16 protein-coding genes and 1 pseudogene are annotated in these 16,968 nt (G+C 63.7%); 5 read left to right on the top strand and 12 right to left on the bottom strand.

Annotated features, from left to right (window positions below; translation table 11 throughout):
• The first annotated feature begins 63 nt into the window (after positions 1–63).
• From ACQS5P_RS18715 to ACQS5P_RS18695, 5 genes are all read left to right on the top strand, one after another.
• A complete protein-coding gene (locus ACQS5P_RS18715) occupies positions 64–420 on the top strand; it encodes a hypothetical protein (RefSeq protein WP_428938139.1) in 357 nt (118 codons plus the stop codon).
• A complete protein-coding gene (ade, locus tag ACQS5P_RS18710; protein WP_428938138.1) occupies positions 404–2,173 on the top strand; it encodes an adenine deaminase in 1,770 nt (589 codons plus the stop codon). Before ACQS5P_RS18715 ends, ade begins: the two co-directional genes overlap by 17 nt.
• 129 nt (positions 2,174–2,302) lie before the next feature.
• The gene (locus tag ACQS5P_RS18705; protein ID WP_428938137.1) at positions 2,303–3,535 is read left to right on the top strand and encodes a Zn-dependent hydrolase; all 1,233 of its coding nucleotides are present in this window, start codon (positions 2,303–2,305) and stop codon (positions 3,533–3,535) included.
• A gap of 207 nt (positions 3,536–3,742) precedes the next feature.
• The gene (locus ACQS5P_RS18700) at positions 3,743–4,204 is read left to right on the top strand and encodes a hypothetical protein (protein WP_428938136.1); all 462 of its coding nucleotides are present in this window, start codon (positions 3,743–3,745) and stop codon (positions 4,202–4,204) included.
• A 413-nt stretch (positions 4,205–4,617) separates the two neighbouring features.
• Complete coding sequence (locus ACQS5P_RS18695) at positions 4,618–5,157, top strand: hypothetical protein (RefSeq protein WP_428938135.1); 540 nt, start codon at positions 4,618–4,620, stop codon at positions 5,155–5,157.
• Here ACQS5P_RS18695 and ACQS5P_RS18690 read toward each other — a convergent pair.
• From ACQS5P_RS18690 to fliW, 12 genes and pseudogenes are all read right to left on the bottom strand, one after another.
• Positions 5,104–6,090 carry an amidohydrolase family protein gene (locus ACQS5P_RS18690; protein ID WP_428938134.1) on the bottom strand — a complete coding sequence of 329 codons (987 nt, stop codon included), beginning with the start codon at positions 6,088–6,090 and terminating at the stop codon, positions 5,104–5,106. The two genes, ACQS5P_RS18695 and ACQS5P_RS18690, sit on opposite strands and share 54 nt — an antisense overlap.
• 78 nt (positions 6,091–6,168) lie before the next feature.
• Positions 6,169–7,653: a rhamnulokinase gene (locus ACQS5P_RS18685; RefSeq protein WP_428938133.1), complete on the bottom strand. Its 1,485-nt coding sequence runs from the start codon at positions 7,651–7,653 to the stop codon at positions 6,169–6,171.
• 235 nt (positions 7,654–7,888) lie between these two features.
• Positions 7,889–9,286: a flagellin gene (locus ACQS5P_RS18680; RefSeq protein WP_428938132.1), complete on the bottom strand. Its 1,398-nt coding sequence runs from the start codon at positions 9,284–9,286 to the stop codon at positions 7,889–7,891.
• Positions 9,287–9,560: 274 nt separating this feature from the next.
• On the bottom strand, positions 9,561–10,109 hold the full coding sequence (locus ACQS5P_RS18675; protein WP_428941058.1) for a hypothetical protein: 549 nt from the start codon (positions 10,107–10,109) through the stop codon (positions 9,561–9,563).
• Positions 10,110–10,169: 60 nt separating this feature from the next.
• A pseudogene (locus ACQS5P_RS18670) lies at positions 10,170–10,271 on the bottom strand (prepilin-type N-terminal cleavage/methylation domain-containing protein); the annotation flags it as partial.
• Between the two features lie 27 nt (positions 10,272–10,298).
• Entirely contained in the window at positions 10,299–10,838 is a 540-nt protein-coding gene (locus tag ACQS5P_RS18665; RefSeq protein WP_428938131.1) for a MauE/DoxX family redox-associated membrane protein, read from the bottom strand.
• An 18-nt stretch (positions 10,839–10,856) separates the two neighbouring features.
• Complete coding sequence (locus tag ACQS5P_RS18660) at positions 10,857–11,831, bottom strand: hypothetical protein (RefSeq protein WP_428938130.1); 975 nt, start codon at positions 11,829–11,831, stop codon at positions 10,857–10,859.
• Positions 11,832–12,411: 580 nt separating this feature from the next.
• On the bottom strand, positions 12,412–12,618 hold the full coding sequence (locus ACQS5P_RS18655; RefSeq protein ID WP_428938129.1) for a hypothetical protein: 207 nt from the start codon (positions 12,616–12,618) through the stop codon (positions 12,412–12,414).
• Between the two features lie 124 nt (positions 12,619–12,742).
• Complete coding sequence (locus ACQS5P_RS18650) at positions 12,743–13,771, bottom strand: hypothetical protein (protein WP_428938128.1); 1,029 nt, start codon at positions 13,769–13,771, stop codon at positions 12,743–12,745.
• A 427-nt stretch (positions 13,772–14,198) separates the two neighbouring features.
• The gene (locus ACQS5P_RS18645; protein WP_428938127.1) at positions 14,199–15,635 is read right to left on the bottom strand and encodes a flagellin; all 1,437 of its coding nucleotides are present in this window, start codon (positions 15,633–15,635) and stop codon (positions 14,199–14,201) included.
• Between the two features lie 158 nt (positions 15,636–15,793).
• On the bottom strand, positions 15,794–16,123 hold the full coding sequence (csrA, locus tag ACQS5P_RS18640) for a carbon storage regulator CsrA (protein WP_428938126.1): 330 nt from the start codon (positions 16,121–16,123) through the stop codon (positions 15,794–15,796).
• Positions 16,124–16,410: 287 nt separating this feature from the next.
• A complete protein-coding gene (fliW, locus tag ACQS5P_RS18635; RefSeq protein ID WP_428938125.1) occupies positions 16,411–16,890 on the bottom strand; it encodes a flagellar assembly protein FliW in 480 nt (159 codons plus the stop codon).
• Between the last annotated feature and the right edge of the window lie 78 nt (positions 16,891–16,968).

Below are 16,968 nucleotides of genomic sequence, written 5' to 3'. Positions count from 1 at the left end.
CCGGTGCCGCGTATCCACGGGCGATGAGAATCCGGCAAATCTGGAGTAACATCTTCCCTCGCCATGCGCGAGGAACGCGGACAGATCCCCGGCGATGTTGTCGTTTACGAGCCGTTCACCCTCTGGGGCTCGGTGGGAGGAAATGTGACCGTCATCGACGGCGGCAAGCTGTACCTTCGGGGCTCGATCTACGGAAGCCTGATCGTCGAGCAGGGCGGACGCGTGCACATCTATGGCAACGTCACCGGCGATCTGATCGTCCACCCGGGCGCTAAAGTCATTCACAGCGGCGTGCTAGGCGGCGATGCCGTCAACCAGGGAGGTCGGCTGTATATCGATGCCGGCGCCATCGTCGCCGGCAAGATCAAGACCCGCTCCGGTGAAACAACCGTGGATCCCAAGTATGGTCGCAAAGGATGAACACGGTCGATTGAAGGATGAAGCCGGGCAATCCGCTGGTTCATCGTTGCTGGCGGTGGCGCGCGGAGACTGGCCGGCGGATCTGCTGTTGAGCAACGGGCAGATCGTCAATGTCTTCTGCGGCCAGATCGAGCGGGCCGACATCGCCATCGCGGGTGATCGGATCGCGGGGATCGGGCCGGGCTATCGCGCTCGCGAGGTCATCGACCTCAATGGCTCGTTTGTCGCTCCGGGGTTGATCGATTCGCACGTGCACATCGAGAGCAGCCTGTGCGTCCCCGGACAATTCGCGTCGGCGGTGGTGCCGCGAGGCGTGACGACGGTCGTGACCGACCCGCACGAGATCGCTAACGTCGCCGGAATCGAAGGCATCCGCTTCATGATCCAGGCGTCCAGGGGTCTGCCGCTGCGCGTGGTGGTGATGGCGTCAAGCTGCGTGCCGGCGACGGATATGGCCAGCAGCGGGGCCAGACTCGACGCCGGGGAACTGGCACAACTGCTTGAGCAAGGCGAGGTGCACGGGCTGGCGGAAGTGATGAATTATCCGGGGGTGATTGCCGCTGATCCGCAGGTTGCAGCGAAGTTGCAGGCCTTTTGTGGCCGGCCACGCGACGGCCATGCGCCCGGGCTTGGGGGCAAGGCGCTGAACGCGTACGTGGCGGCGGGGATCGGCTCCGATCATGAATGCGTTTCAGTGGACGAGGCGGCGGAAAAGCTCGCCCGCGGCATGTACATCCTGATCCGTCAGGCCAGCACCGCGCGAAATCTCGACGCGCTGCTGCCACTGGTTCGAGCCGCCAACAGCAGGCGAATCTGCTTCTGCACGGACGACCGTCAGCCCGCCGACCTGCTGGATGAAGGCAGCATCGACCACATGGTTCGCCGGGCCATCGCTCACGGGATCGATCCCATCGAGGCGTTGCGCATGGCGACACTGAACCCCAGCGAGTGGTTCGGCCTGCACGACCGCGGCGCGATCGCCCCCGGACGCCTGGCCGACCTGATCATCTTCGATGATCTGGCCAATCCGCAGGCGCGGCTGGTGTACAGCGGCGGCGTGCTGGCGGCCCGCGACGGGCGTCCGTGTTCCGTGGCGGGCGTGCAACCGACCGCGATTCCAGACACGGTCCGCGCACGATGCATCCTGTCGTGCCACACGCCGAACCTTCGCGTCCGCGCCAGATCCGCGCGCATCCGCGTCATCGGCGCGCAGGCCGAACAGCTCGTCACCGAGCATCTGATTTTCGACGCAACGATCCACGATGGTTACGTCGTGCCCGACCCGACTCGCGATATCCTCAAGATCGCCGTGATCGAGCGCCACGGTCGTGGCGGCGGCATCGGGCTGGGCTTCATCCACGGCCTGGGGCTCACACGCGGCGCGATCGCGGGAACGGTGGCCCACGATCATCACAACCTGATCGTCATCGGAGCCGACGATGAGTCGATGCTGACGGCGATTCGGGCCATCGTGAACATGGGCGGCGGGGGATTGTGCGCGGCGGCGAATCAGCAGGTTCTGGCAAGTCTGCCCCTGCCCGTGGCGGGGCTGATGAGCGATCGCCCGATCACCGAAGTCCGCGTCGCCTACGACCGGCTCCTGCACGCCGCCCGCCGCGACTTGGGCTCGTGCTTGCGCGATCCGTTTATGACCATGAGCTTCATGGCTCTGGAGGTTATCCCTAAGCTGAAGCTGACCGACAAGGGCCTGGTGGATGTGGAAAACTTCCGGTTCGTGGATTTGTTTTTGTAGGCGGCTGTATGGGATATTAAGATGCGGGCAACGAGCGGACGATGCCCACCGGCAGGTCCGGGCGTGATCAGGCAAAGCATGTCTGTGCGAATTGCGTATCCATCGGTCGTCTTCCGTGGTTGAGTGCGTATGCCGATCAGCGCCGAGCGCATCCAGAACGATATCACGGCCATTGCGCGGTTTACCCTGACGCCGGGTGCCGGCGCCACCCGCCCGACGTTTTCGCCCGCCTGGCGGCAGGCACGCGACTACGTCGCCCAGCAGCTCGAGGCGATCGGCTGCAAGGTGCGAATCGACGCGGCGGGAAACCTGCACGCGCGTCCGGCGGCGATCTCCTGGGACGCCCCGGCCTGGATCAGCGGCTCGCATCTGGACACGGTGCCGCATGGCGGGGATTACGACGGCGTGGTCGGCGTCATCGCGCCGCTGGAGGTTCTGCGCGCCGCACGCGAAGACCTCAAAATCGCCGTCCCCCTGGAACTGGTCGTCTGGGCCGAGCAGGAAGGCACCACGTTCGGGCTTGGGATGATCGGCAGCCGGCTGTTTGTTGGAGAAATGACCGTCGAGCAGCTTCTTGGGCTGAGCAACGCGCAGGGTCAGAACTATCTGGAGGCCGGCGCGGCTCATGGAGTTGATCCGCACAAGCTCAGCGAAGACCGGTTGCGGCCGCACACCGTCATCGGGCTGATCGAGGTACATGTTGAGCAGGGTCCGGGGCTGTGGAACAACGACATCCGCGCCGCGTGCGTGGCGGGGATCGCCGGCCGCAGACAGTACTGCTGCGAGATTAAAGGTCTGGCCAACCATGCCGGATGCACCTCGATGCAGGACCGGCTTGACGCATTGGCCGGCGCCGCCGAGGCAATCCTTGCCCTGGAGAAGCTGGCCTGTTCCCTGGGTCATGACACGGTCATCACCGTCGGGCGGGTTGGTGTGCGTCCCAATGCGATCAACGTCATCGCGGACAAGGTTGATTTCACGATCGATTTTTGCAGTCCACAGACGGCGATTCTGGCCCGCGGGGATCAGGCCATTCGCAGCACGCTGGAACAGATTGCCCGGCGGCGGCGATTGGAGCTGGTTCTGGACGTGACCGAATCGCAGGCGCCCGTGGAGCTGGATCCGCGGATCTGCGCCAAGATGCGACGCGGAGCCGAAGCTCGCCACATCGAACCGATCGCCGACGCCACCAGCGGGGGGATGCATGATGCGGCGATTCTGGCGGCGCACGTGCCGGCGGCGATGTTGCTGGTGCCCAGCCGCGACGGCGTGAGCCACAGCCCCGATGAATTCAGCCGCACCGACGACATCGCCGCCGCCGCCGCCATCCTGCTGGAGACCGTGCGCGACAGGCGGCTGTAGACAGAGTCCAACTTGTCGTGCTCGAACAACATCAAGCAGGATAAAAGCACCTTAACATCTTTGTTATAGAGGGGTTGTGGAGGCATAATTCCTCCTGATTCAGGGCCATCGCGATCGGTTCGATATATCCAAAGGAGTGGAACAGCGTTTTTATACTGGACTTGGCGGTCCGAAGACTGTAGAATGCCGCAAAACTGGAGGTTGCCCATGCAGAACGTCCGGCCCGATGCGGTGATCCGACGTGCTCTGCGTGCCCAGATTTGCCCGACGTGTTTGCAGCGCCCCGTGGGAAGCGAGTCGCTGCCCAACACTCAGGCAAGAGCGTGTGAGGGCGCGTGTACGATCTTCGCGAACCTCAAGGTCCTGATGCGAATCGCCGCCAGACAGGCACGCGCGGCGACGGCAGGGCCAAAGCTGACGGCGGCGGATCAGCGGCTCGAAGCGATGGAGGTATCTCACTTCGAGCAGGCGATCCAGGATGAGGTGTGCCAGACCTGCACCGCCTCGCCCACCGCCGGTGATTACTGCCACCAGCGGCTGAACTGCTCGTGTCCGCTGGTGTTGTATGGAGGTCGGGCGCTGGCGATCATCGAGTCGCTGTTGCCCGGGGTCAGGCGAAGGCATCGTGCGGCATGGCGCGCACGAAAACAGCCGCAGCCGCTGCCCTAGCCGACGCAAGGAACCGGAGGGCGGATTGACAGTGGCGATGAGGATGAGTGGGTAACTGATTGAGCGGACTTGTTCGCGCCGGATCCTTCCCCCGGTGTCGCGGTTTGGACCTTCCCCACGACCCGCACCGGCGCCGGCGGCGAACCGTGACCGGCAAGTCGGTCCATGGCGACGCTGGACTGGGACTTGCCGAAACCTCAGCAGGCGCGCCGCGCGGCAACCCGCGGCGCCCTGCTTTTTTGTTTGTCCAGCCGCTGTGCACGCATTGCCAGATCTCATCGAGCGCCCCTCCAAACGATTTCCGCCGGTTTGATTGGCCCGGCGTTTGCCTCCTAAAGTTCGGTTGCGGCGGACGGGGCCGCGCGGGCGATTGCATGACGTTTCGTGCCCGGCCATCTGCGGAGGCAGCCCCGATGACCCATCTTCGAGAACTCGCCACTGTCGCACCCCCCGCCCAAGTGCCACTGCGAGGACCGCCCAACTGGACCGCCGTCATCTTTTTCGCCACGCTCGGCGGGCTGCATCTGGCCATCGCCATTCCCGCGTTCGCGCACGGACGATGGGAAGGATACATGAGCCTGCTGTTCGCGGGCGGATTCCTGAGCGTGTGCCTGATCAGCTACCTGGCGCGTTACGAGATGATCGTCGAGCCGGCCGAACGGCGCATTCGCCTGCGCAACGGTGTCGGTCCACTGCGTTTTGAACGGACAGTTCCATTTGGCAACGTGCACGCGGTGCGGGTCACACTCTCCGACAACGGCAGACCGGGCGATTCCCGCATCGAAGTGCTGTGCGACAATGAAGATCTGGAGTGCCCTTCCAGCAGCATCCCCCGCCAGGAAGCACTGTTCCTGGCCATGGTCATGGATGTGCGGCTGATCAAGGTGTGCAACGATCGGCTACCGCCCGGGCGCAACCGCCTGCTGGACCGCCGCGACACCGGCGAGACGTAGCACCGCCGCGGCACGATGCCAATAGGCGTCATCGAAATCCAGGTGCCGCTTGATCAGCACGTCCCGGCGCAGCCAGTTGGGCTCTGCGACCAGCAGATCGAACGCCTGGTGCCAGCCGAGCATCGCCGGTGAAGGCAGCGGCAGGATCGGCCAGTCGCTGCCGTGGATCAGTTTCTGTCGCACCACTTTGTCGCGCAACACCGCCTCCAGCGCATACCAGCGGGTCGGCAGGCTCAATGCCGACGTGTCGCCGTAGCAGTGCTCATATTCCCTTGCCATCCGCATGAACGTCGGCGTGTAGTCGGTGTGCCACGGCAGACCGCGCGAGCCGCAGTGGGCCATGATCACTCTCACCCCGCGTTCCAGCGCCGGCTTGAGCAGGATCGGATCGGCCACGTGCCGGTTCAGGTTCGGCAGCGCCTGTTCCGAGCCAGTATGACACAACAGTGGCAGTCGATGATGCGCCAACGCTTCATAAAACGGGATGCAGACAGGGTCCGACGGATCGAAGTCCTGCACGATGGGCAGCCACTTGAGCAGCACCGCGCCAGCGGCCACACAACGCTCGATTTCGGCGATCGCGTCCCCGCGATAAGGATGAACCGACGCGCCGAACAGCACCTTGGGATGCTGCCTGGCCAGATCCATCACATAGTCGTTGCTCACGTACAGGTGGGTGCGCGCGCGGTCCAACTGCCCGTGGCGATCGTACACCGCGTCGAAGGCCAGCACGACTGCGGCATCGAGCTCGGGCGTACGGTCCAGCGTCTCCAGCAGAACCCGGCACAGCGCCCGCTCGGTGGATTCGTCGGCCCCCGCCAGCCCGAACTTCCACCGCAGAAACCGAAACGGAATGCTGTTGAGCAACTGGGCCGACATCACCCCGTGCCCGGCCGTGCACGCCGCAATGTGAACATGACAGTCCAGGATCATGACAGCAGATTACGCACCCACCCATCAGTCACCAGGCCTCAAGCGCGCATGTACCTTCGAGCCTTCGGGACCTCCGCTTCATCCTTGTTCCCTGGCCCGGATGATCTGGCAATATCGCGCGTAGGCCTGATCCCATTTGGCGGTGTCTCGCGGCTCGTAGCGACTGACCGGGAAGCTGGCCTGTACGATGCGTCGGGCCTCCGTCAGAGATTTGACCTGTCCGCGCGCCATCGCCTGCACGAGGATATTGCCGATGGCGGTGGCCTCGACCGGCCCGGCCAGCACCGGCCTTGCGCACGCGTCGGCGGTCATCTGATTGAGCAACTGATTTTGACTTCCGCCACCGACGATGTGGATGGTTGCGATTTTGCGACCCAGAATATCCTCCAGACCCGCCAGGGTCCTGCGATACGTCAGCGCCAGGCTCTCCAGACACGCGCGGATGTACTGCCCGCGCGTCGTCGGCACGGGCTGGTTGGTCTGACGGCAGAAACGCTCGATCTTGCCGGGCATGTCCCCGGGCGAAAGAAACGGCGCGTGGTCCGGATCGATGATCGCGACGAACTCCGCGGCGCCCTCGGCCATCTGGGTAAGCTCGGCGTAGGTGTGTTCATGGCCTTCGCGGGCGAATTGCCGGCGGCATTCCTGCACCAGCCACAGCCCCATGATGTTCTTGAGCAGCCGGATCTTCCCGCCCACGCCCCCCTCGTTCGTGTAGTTGTATTCAAGCGTCTTGTCATTGATGATCGGCTGATCGATCTCCACACCCATCAGCGACCATGTCCCGGAGCTGATGTAGCACCAGTCCTGTCCCTGCCCCGGCACCGCCGCCACCGCGCTGGCCGTGTCGTGGCAGCCCGGCGCGATCACGGGAATCTCCGTACGAATGCCGCACTCCCCGGCCACATCGCCGCTGATCGGCCCCAGAATCGTGCCGGAGGGGACAATCTCGGGCAGGATGCGTGGCGGGATGCCGAGCTGCTGGAGCATCTGCGTCGCCCAGCGCTTCTGCCGCGGATCGTACATCTGGCTGGTCGTCGCGATCGAAAACTCGCTCTTTCGCACGCCGGTAAACAGATAGTTGAACAGGTCCGGCATGAACAGCAGCGTCTGGGTCGCCTCCAGCAGAGGCGATTTAGCCTGCACCATCGCGAAAAGCTGGAAGAGGCTGTTGAATCGCATGAACTGGATGCCGGTGTGCTCGAAGATCGTCTCTCGGGGCACACGCGAAAAGGCCTGCTCCATCATCCCCTCGGTGCGATCGTCGCGGTACATGTAGGGAAATCCGAGGATCGAGCCGTCAGCGGCGACCAGACCGAAATCAACTCCCCAGGTATCCACGCCGATCCCCGCCAGCGGCTCTCCCGCCTGCCGCAGCCCGGTCTTGAGCTCTTCCCACTGCTGAAGCAGGTTCCAATGCAGATGTCCGAGCATGCGGCCGGTAGGGTTGGCGAAACGATGTTTCTCCTGAAGGCTGAGCCTGCCCGAGGGATCGAGCGTTCCAAGCACGGCCCGGCCGCTTTCCGCGCCCAGATCGAATGCCAGGTAATTGTGTGTGCTCATGTGCAAAGACTCCTGAAGGCGATGGGCGCGCCGCTGGCGCGCGGCAGAATCTTACCCGGGTCTGCCCTGGCGTGAAATCACGCCGCACCTGACGGCGCCATCGGCATTCGGTCTTGCGACTCACTGGTGCGGGACCAGAAACGCAACCAGGCAGGGCCAACCCGTTGCTGGGCCGGTCCTGCCTGGCTGTTTTGCGGACTAAACGCGATCCTCGCCCTTGGGCGTGCGACCTCCGCTATTGAAGCAGACTCAGCGCCGCCTGCGGAGCCGCGTTGGCCTGCGCCAACACCGTTGTCGCCGCCTGCGCCAGGATCTGGTTTCGTGTGAGGTTGGCGGTCTCGGCGGCAAAGTCGGTGTCGCGGATGGCGCTTTCGGCGGCAGAGGCGTTCTCAAAAGCGATCCCCAACGCGTTGATCGTTGAGCCGATCGTAAACCGCTGGAACGCGCCCAGCCGACCACGAAGCTGGCTGACCTGCTTGATCGACTTGTCGATGATCTTCTGTGCCGTGGCCAGGTTGCCGCTGGACAGCGATGCTGCCCCGCCGCTGGCCAGCGCCGACAGGTATCCGTTGATGCTGTCGCCCAGGCTGGCCGTCGAGACCGACGCGATGCCAATCGACGCCTTGTCGGTCTCAGTCACCTTGGCGCCCAGTGCGAACGTCGCCCCGCCACCGGTGATGGTAAAGCTGTCGGTGCCGGGCAGGTTGAAGCTCGGATCCAAGTCGAACTCGATGTCCAGGTTGCTGGAGCGGAAGCTGATCGCCAATCCGCTGGCCTGGGCCTCGGCGCCGTTGATGGTGACGGAAGCATCGCGGCCAAAATCCTTGGTCGTGTTGGGAGTGAACGTGCCGGCGATGGTCTTGAGGCTGACGAACTGCGCCGAACCGTATTCGGTGCTGTTCAACACCAGATCCGCGCCGCTGACCGTAGCGCTGACGCCAGTGGCGGTGGTCACCGCATTGATGGCGGCGGCAATCGAGCTGACCGTCGTGCCCGAGCTGAAGCTGAGCTGCTCGGTGCCGGTGTTGCCCGCCACCTCGATCGTCACGTTGTCCGTCAGCGTCCCGCCACTGTAGAGAATCTGGCCGGTCTGGGCGCTGGTCGTGACCTCGACCACCACATTCACCGTTCCACCGTCGGGAATCCGCGCGGCATTGATTCGCACGTTGTCGAAGCTGGTGCTGTTCACGCCGCTGGTCGTGTAGTCGTAGTTGCCGTTCAGCAGCTTCTTGCCCTGGAACGCCGTGCTCTGCGCGATCCGGTTGATCGTGTTCAGGATCGAATCGACCTGAAGCTGGTTGGCGGCGATCTCCTCGCTGCTCAGCCCGCCGCTGTTGGCCGCCTGCGATACCAGGCTCTGAAGCTCGGTCAGCAGCGAGCTGACCTCGGACAAGCCGCCTTCGGCGGTTCCGATGATGTTGCTGGCTCGCCCGGCATTGTCGATCGCCTGACTGATCCCCGCCTTTTCAGCGCGGAGGTTTTCGCTGGCGATCAGCCCTGCGGGGTTGTCGGCGCCCTTGTTGATCTTCAGACCGGTGCTCAACCGTTCCAAACTGCGGTTCAGTGCATTGTTGTTGGCGGTGAGCACGCGCTGGGCAATCAGCGAGCTGACGTTGGTGTTGATCCGGCTCATAGAGATGTCTCTCCCTGACAGTGACGGCGACAGTTTCGGTGACGGCCACCATCTTCGGCGACGTCACCGCTCACATCGACCCCGATCAGGGGGCACTTTAGATCCTCATAACCGGAAAAGCCGCGTTGACCGGCGAGAATGGATTGCCGCTCACAACTTCCCCAGGCCGAATGGCTCCTGTGCCGCGCAGGCCAGGTCCGATAGGCTGCCCGCAGGAAAGCGGCATGGTAAAACGCCGCATTGCGGATGATCGTCGAGACTGGCGACTGGGGCGTTATCGGTTGCGGATGCCGTCGTCGAATCGCTCCAGCGGCAACGGAGCGTTCACCGTCTGGACGTGACCGTCGGCGAACATGACGTTACTCGTTCGCCGCACGTGCCGTTGCCAGCTCAGCCGCTGCCCAAGCTGATCGGGTGCCCGCACCACGTGATACGGCTCGAAAAAGATCGCATCGTACGGCCCATACTTGCTCGGCCCGAAACGGTCCGAGGCTTCTAACAGCCACGCCACTGCGGCAGGGTTGCGGACTTTTCCGATCTGCACCGGCGGCGAGCCGGTCCACTCCGGCTGCGTTTCAAACGCGAAGGCGTTCAATACGTAAGCCGTTGGGATTTTCTCCGTCGGGTGCGAGGGACACTGAAGCACCGCCATCCTCGGCAGATCATCCCATCCAAATCCTTTGGGAGCATTCAGCAGCGGCGCCACCGCGACGATCCAGATCGGATGCGCGGGCGTGCGCTCATGGGCGTACAGTCCGTAGCGCGGCGTCCAACCGCCCTGCTCTGCCGCGTACGTTGACAAAGCCACCCCGATCTGACGCATGTTGGAGGCACACTGCGATCGGATCGCGTACTGTCGGACACGATAAACAACCGGGAGCGCAATCCCGATCAACACGGCGACGATACCGATCACGACGAGCAACTCCGGCAGCGAGAATGCTCCAGCGACCGTGCAACGCAACCTTCTGTGCCACAATCGCATTGATCCTTGGGTACGAGGGAGCATACTTCAGCCCTCCGCGGACGCCGAGAACGAACCTGCGCCGAGCGGCCCAATCCGCCGGTGCACCCTCGCGCCGGAGTTGCGATCGAGTACGAGCGTGAGCGCCAAGCCCAGCCCCGCCATATTGCGCACCAGAGAAGCGGCCAGCTCCCCTCGTACCGCATTCGGATCCCCCGAGTGTGTGGACGAATAACCTGCCAGGCACCCACATCCCCGAGGCTCAGTGCGACCCAGTTCGCGAAGGATGACGCCGCTGAAACCGGTCAACGCAATGATCGCTGCCACCGCGGCGATCGCACGCCCCCGCGGCAATAGCAGTGCCACCCCCACAGCCATCTCAAAGCCAACCAGCATCCATGCCAGCGATGGGTGTTTGAACCAGAAGGCACCGAAGATCGTGTCGGAAGTGACTGCGCCGTCAGACAACGCGAAGAACTTCATGAGTCCGGCATGAACAAAAAGAGCCGCAACCAGGCAACAGGCCAGAATGCGGTATCCACGCAGCAGCGATGCACGAGATTGTCGTCCAATCCCCAGGACGCTCATCGCGTCAGCCCCCAGTAGTCAAGGCGAAGGAGGTTTGCACTCCGCCAGCGTCGGGGTCTTGCCCAGGCCGATCGGGCTGGGCCGCCCGCCGGGCAGGGTCATGATTTCTTTCAACCACCGCCGCGAATTGGGGTCGTGGCTCTGCCCGTCCAACTCGTCAAGCTTGTTGCGAATCAGCGCCAGAGCTTCTGCATCCCCCTCCGCGCGCGCCAAGCAGACCAGTCGCCAGAGGTACCCGGCGTTTGCCCAACGGTTTTGGATTCGCTCCCCCGACCATATCCAGATGGCCTCAAAGTCCCGCAGAGCAGACTCAACCCGCGAGCGATCCAGTTTCGATCCAGCGGGCGCGGCGATCAGCTCATCGATGGCTTTGGTCAGCGCCCGCGTGTGCTGGTCGTATTCGTTTGAGACATAGCTGCGACTCTCGGCCAACCCCAGTAATGCCCGATGCTGCTGCTCGCTCAACCCCAGAACCCGATGGCTCTGCGGTTGGCGGGCCAAATGGATGGTCATCTCTGACATGCGGGCGTCGCCCTGCTGAATGCACAGCACCATCGCAGTTCGCGCAAGCCGCTGCGCCTTTGCAGGATCCGAATCCACCACTCGCACAGCTTCCTTCCAGAGCGAATAAGCAACGGCCGGATACTCTCCGTTCGGACCAGTCAACTGCTTCACCTTTTGCACCTGCACCGGATCAGCAGGAAAGCTGTTCGCTGGATAGGCCGACCAGAACTCATCGCGTATCAGGTTGGGCCGAACACCTGCGTAAACGACGCGGGCCATACGCTCCATTTGCCCCGGATCCATCCTGACGGTTTCGAAGAAGGGCCCGTCCGACTCCGCCTTCGGAAGTGTCGGCCAAAGGTCTGCCAGCGCCCCCAGCAACTGTTCCCCCTGGTTGGGAATCCCCAGCAACGTCTGGGCTTGTTCGCAGACACTGGGATTCACCGCCGGGCCGTCTGTTGCCGCGGGTTCGCTTGCCAGAACCCGCATCGCCAAGACCGACACGAGAATCAAGCTGCACAATAGCCGATTCGCCCGCATGAGGCACCCCGCGGCATGGACAGGATCACCGAGAATGAAGTGTCGCCCCGTTGCTGACCGCTAGGGCTCGGTTCTCCTAACCCAGCCAGCAGGTACACGGATGCGCCTGGTCCAACTGTGCCAGACCATTGGGGCATTCGATCTCTGCGGGACATGACGTCGGCGGCGGAGCCGCCGGGTCGCAAATGTCACCGCAGCAGACTTCGAAACCGCGCAGATACTTGCATCGCCAAGTTCCCTCGCCTGGCCCGCCGCCCCCAGCCAAAAGGTAGGAGCCGCAGAACGTCAATACGACTGCCGCTGCCAATAGCCCCAATCCCCTACGCGACATACAACCTCCTGGTCTTGAGGTGTCTTGAGGTGTCTTGAGCCGTGATGCAGCACCCGACCATATCTGAGCGTCGGGTGATCAGTCAAGAAAAATCCTGGAAGACCTTCTGTCGGCGAACAGTACAGGCCGGGACTCCACGGTGTGGCTCCCGGCCCGCCAAGAAGCTCTCTGGCTACGACGATGACTCGGCCCGCCAGACTACGCGCCGAGCAGCGACAGCACGGTCTGCGGCGTGGCGTTGGCGGTGGCCAGCACCGACGTGCCCGCCTGCGGTAACAGCAATGCTCCTCCCACGGCCATCTCCAAACCAACGATGGTCCATCCGAGCGCCGGGTGATCGCGAGACAACGCGCCGAAGATGGTGTCGGCGGCGGCTCTTCCGTCAAGCAATGCGAAGAACTTCATGAGTCCGGCATGTAGCAACAGAGCCGCGATCAAGCAACAGGCCAAGACCCGGTATCCACGGAATAACGAAGCACGAGAGTCTCCCGTGATGCTCAGAGTGCTCATGAACTCAGCCCACCAGGATTCAGGGCGATGGAGGCTTACACTCCGAAAGTGTCGGCACCTTGCCCAGGCCGATCGGGCTGGGCCGCCCGCCGGGCAGGGTCATGATTTCCTTCAGCCATCGCCGCGAATTGGGGTCGTGGCTCTGCCCGTCCAACTCGTCAAGCTTGTTGCGAATCAGCGCCAAAGCTTCTGCATCCCCTTCCGCGCGCGCCAGGCAGACCAGTCGCCAGAGGTAACCGGCGTTTGCCCAGCGATCCTGAATGGCCTCACCCGACGAGATCCAGATGGCCCGGAAATGGTCCAAAGCGGACTCAAGCCGCGAGCGATCCAGTTTCGATCCAGCGGGCGCGGCGATCAGCTCATCGATGGCTTTGCTCAGCCCCAACGTCCACTGGTGGTACTCGCCCGAGTTACAATAGCGACTTCTCGCCAACTCCATCAGGGCTCGATGCTGCGGTTCGCTCAACCCCAAAACCCGATGACTTTGTGGCTCGCGGACCAGGTCTAAGGCCATTGCTGAGCTGGTAGCGTCGCCGGGCTGAATACACAGCACCGCTGCCGTCCGCGCAAGACGCTGGGCCTTTGCAGGATCCGAATCCACCACTCGCACAGCTTCCCTCCAGAGCGAATAAGCAACGGCCAAATAGTCTGCTCCGTGCGGACCGTACACGCGATTCCTCTTCTGCACCTGCGCCGGACTGGCCGGAAAACTGTTCGCTGGATACGCCGACCATAATTCATCGCGTATCAGGTTGGGTCGAACGCCCGCGTGAACCACACGAGCCACGCGCTCCATCTGTTCCCCAGTCATCTGGACGGTGTAGAAGAAGGGCCCGTCCGACTCCGCTTTCGGCAGTGTCGGCCAAAGGTCCGCCAGCGCCCCCAGCAACTGTTCCCCCTGGTTGGGAATCCCCAGCAACGTCTGGGCTTGCTCGCAGACACTTGTTTTGGCCTCCGGAGCATCGCCGGCCCGGACAACTGCGGCGATCAGCGTTGCGGCTATCGCCCAGCCCAGTACAACACGAGGTGACGCGCCAATCCATCGCATCGCACACCCCCGAAACGCCGGGCGGCCAACGCCGCCGCGACTTGAACCTCTTGTGCTACCCATAGTCCTGCCGCCGCGACAAAGCCAAAGACGTGCGGTGGCCCACCTTGAGACGCAACTCTTCGTAACCAGACGCTGGTGATCCGTCAACGAAAATCGTCAATTCTGTAAGAATCGCGCGTGCACGCGGCTCCGGCAACCCAGCGGGACTGTGCAACGAATACGTCTTGAGCCTGCGCAGGAGCACGCCAGCGTGTGTCGCGGCCGTCCCGACTGTGCGAGCGGCCATCGCACGTGCGGGACGCACGTGACACAGGAATGTCGGGTAAGCCCCTGGGGCGCAAGGATACGGGCCGGGACTCCACGGTGTGGCTCCCGGCCCGCTGAGCACTGCTCAAGTCAAACCCATCTGGACTGGCGACGCGCCCTACCCGCCGAGCAGCGACAGCACGGTCTGCGGCGTGGCGTTGGCGGTGGCCAGCACCGACGTGCCCGCCTGCGTGAGGATCTGGGCGCGGGTCAGCGCCGCGGTTTCGGCGGCAAAGTCGGCGTCGCGGATGCTGCTCTCGCTGGCGGTCACGTTCTCCAACGCGATGCTCAGCGAATTGATGTTCGTCTGAAGCGTGTTCTTCTCGAACGCCCCCAGACGTCCGCGCAGCACCGCCACCTCACGAATCGCACGCTCGACGATCTTGCTGGCCTGCGCCGCATTGCGACCCACCAGCGTCGCCGGTCCACCCGTCACGATATCGTTCAGGAAGCCGACGTCCTCATCCCCCAGCTTGCTCGCCGCAACCGACTGGATCCCGATGTTCACCTGCTGGTTGGTGCTGACCTGCGGCCCGAGCTGGAACAGCGCCCCGCCGCCGGTGATCGCGAAGCTGGTCGAGCCGATGCCGAACTGCTCGTCCAGGGTCAGCTCGATGTCCAGCGCGGCGCTGTTGAGCTTGATGTTCAGCCCGTCGCCGACGGTCAGCGCACCGTTGATCGTCGCCACCGCATCCACGCCGACAGTGCGTGTCTTGGAGTTGCCGTCGGAATCGACGGTGGTGAAGCTCCCGCTCTGGGCACGGACCGATACGAAGCTCTTGGATCCGTATCCGCTGGAGACGAAGGCGATTCCGGAGGCGGCGTTGGCGCTGTTGATCAGCTCGGCGCGTACGCCGGTGCTGTCGGTAATGCGGTTGACGGCAAAGGCGATGGCGCTGGCGGTCGTGCCGCTGGTGAAGGTCAGCACGTCCACCCCTTCGTTGCCGGTGATCTCCAGCGTCACCGATCCGCCGCTGACCGCGCTGGCGCGGAACTGGATCACTGCCGGCTCGGCGCTGGTGATCACCTCGATCTGCACCGGGATCGGCTCGCCGGTCGTGCCGAAGTTCGCCTGGCTGATGTGCAGCGCCTTGATCGCGCTGGTCGCCACGCCGCTGGTCAGGTAGTCCAGGTTCCCGTTCAGCAGCTTCAACCCGGCGAAGGTCGTGGTGTTGCTGATGCGGGTGATGCTCTCGACGGCCGAGTCGATCTGGAGCTGGTTGGCGGCGATCTCCTCGGGGCTGAGCGCCCCGACGTTGGCGGCCTCCACCACCAGGTCCTTGATGTTCAGCAGCAGCGCCGCCACTTCCTGCAAGGCGCCTTCGGCGGTGGCGATCACGTTGCTGGCGCGCTGCGAGTTGTCGATCGCCTGGTTGATGCCGCTGATTTCGCTGCGCAGTCCTTCGGAGGCGATCAACCCCGCCGGGTCGTCGGCTCCGCGGTTGATCCGCAGCCCCGTGCTCAATCGCTGCAACGTGTCGTTCAGCGTCCGATGCGTCTTGGCCAGCCCACGCTGGGCCGTCAGCGACGCGACGTTCGTGTTGATGCGGGCCATTTCAATCCTCCATGATTGCTTATGGCTGTTACCGAGCCTGTGGCTCGGGATGGCAGGTTCCGATCCGTGGAACCGGGCCGGAGCGACGACGGTCAGTCCGCAACTGCTGATCCAGGATCAAGTCCGTTGCGCTTGCCCGATCGCCGATCCGAAGTCCTCTACTTCTTGTCTTCTCTTGCCGGCCCCGACTGCGGCGCCTGCGGCTGCGTCGGCGCGTCCTGAGGGGAATGCGCCTGCTGCGGTGGCTGCGCCTGCTGCGGACCACGCGATCCGATCTTTCCCAGACCCGAAAGATCCTCGGGTTTGACTTGTGCCGCGGCGCGGTTCTCGCGCCGGATGGCGTCATAAACTTCCTTGCGATGGACGCTGATCTCTTTGGGGGCGTTGATCCCGAGGCGGACCTTGTCTCCTCGAATATCGACCACGGTCACCTCGATATCGTCCCCGATCATGATCGTCTCGTCGCGTTGACGGGACAGTACGAGCATACGTTGGCTCCTTCCTGGGTAAGGGGCCGGCGACTTGAGCCTGAGCTTTCATTTACGGCTGAAGGCTCGATCAAGACTCGGCCCACCACAATCCGCGACGCATCCTCGTCGCGGCGCACCGGTGGGCTTGCACTATTATAGCCCACGCGGCGCCGGTCCGCTGAATCCAGCGCTGCCCCACGTGCCGATAACCACCGCCTGGCGACGGTCCGCCGGCCCCCGCAAACTGCCCGGCGGCGGCACGCAAGAGGACTTGCGCTGCCGAAACCGCCAAAACTGCCCGCTTTTCAGGCAGATTTGGCCAGCGGAACCTCCATCTGGAGCCTGAGCAACGGCTGCCGCGTCGTCCACTTCTTGTCCGTCAATACCACCTGCGCGCCCTGCCTGTTTTGTGCATTCACTACAATCGGACCCAGCAGGTTGCCCGTCAGCCACTCCTCCACCTTGTTGCAGATCACAAACACCTGCGCCATCGCAGGGTCGGTCAACTCCAGCTCCGCCAGCGTCTCCTCACGCAGCGGCACCTCGTAGTCTCGGAAGAAAATGCTCGGGTCCGTCACCACAAACGCCAGCCCGGGTTCGTCCACCGACTGAAGCCAGAAGAAATAGTTCTCCTGGCCGGTCTGGATCAGGGCGTAGCGGGTGTGGTTGGGAAACCCCAGCAGCCCGCGCGGCAGGGTGATGATCCGATCATCATCCACCTCCAGCCGCCCGAATCGCGTCGTCTCGATCTCCATCTGCGCGAACTCCATTTCTGGACTGACCACCGCGCGATCGCCGCCAGGCTTACTTCAGCGCCGGCATCCGCTGCGCTCGCGACGGTCCGGGGCGGCCGCTGCACGACC

The sequence above is a fragment of the Fontivita pretiosa genome (assembly GCF_050410795.1).
GTDB classification, from domain to species: Bacteria; Planctomycetota; Phycisphaerae; order Tepidisphaerales; family Tepidisphaeraceae; genus Fontivita; species Fontivita pretiosa.
The sequence above is the reverse complement of the archived record's forward strand: the minus strand, read 5'-3'. Positions and strand labels throughout refer to the sequence as shown.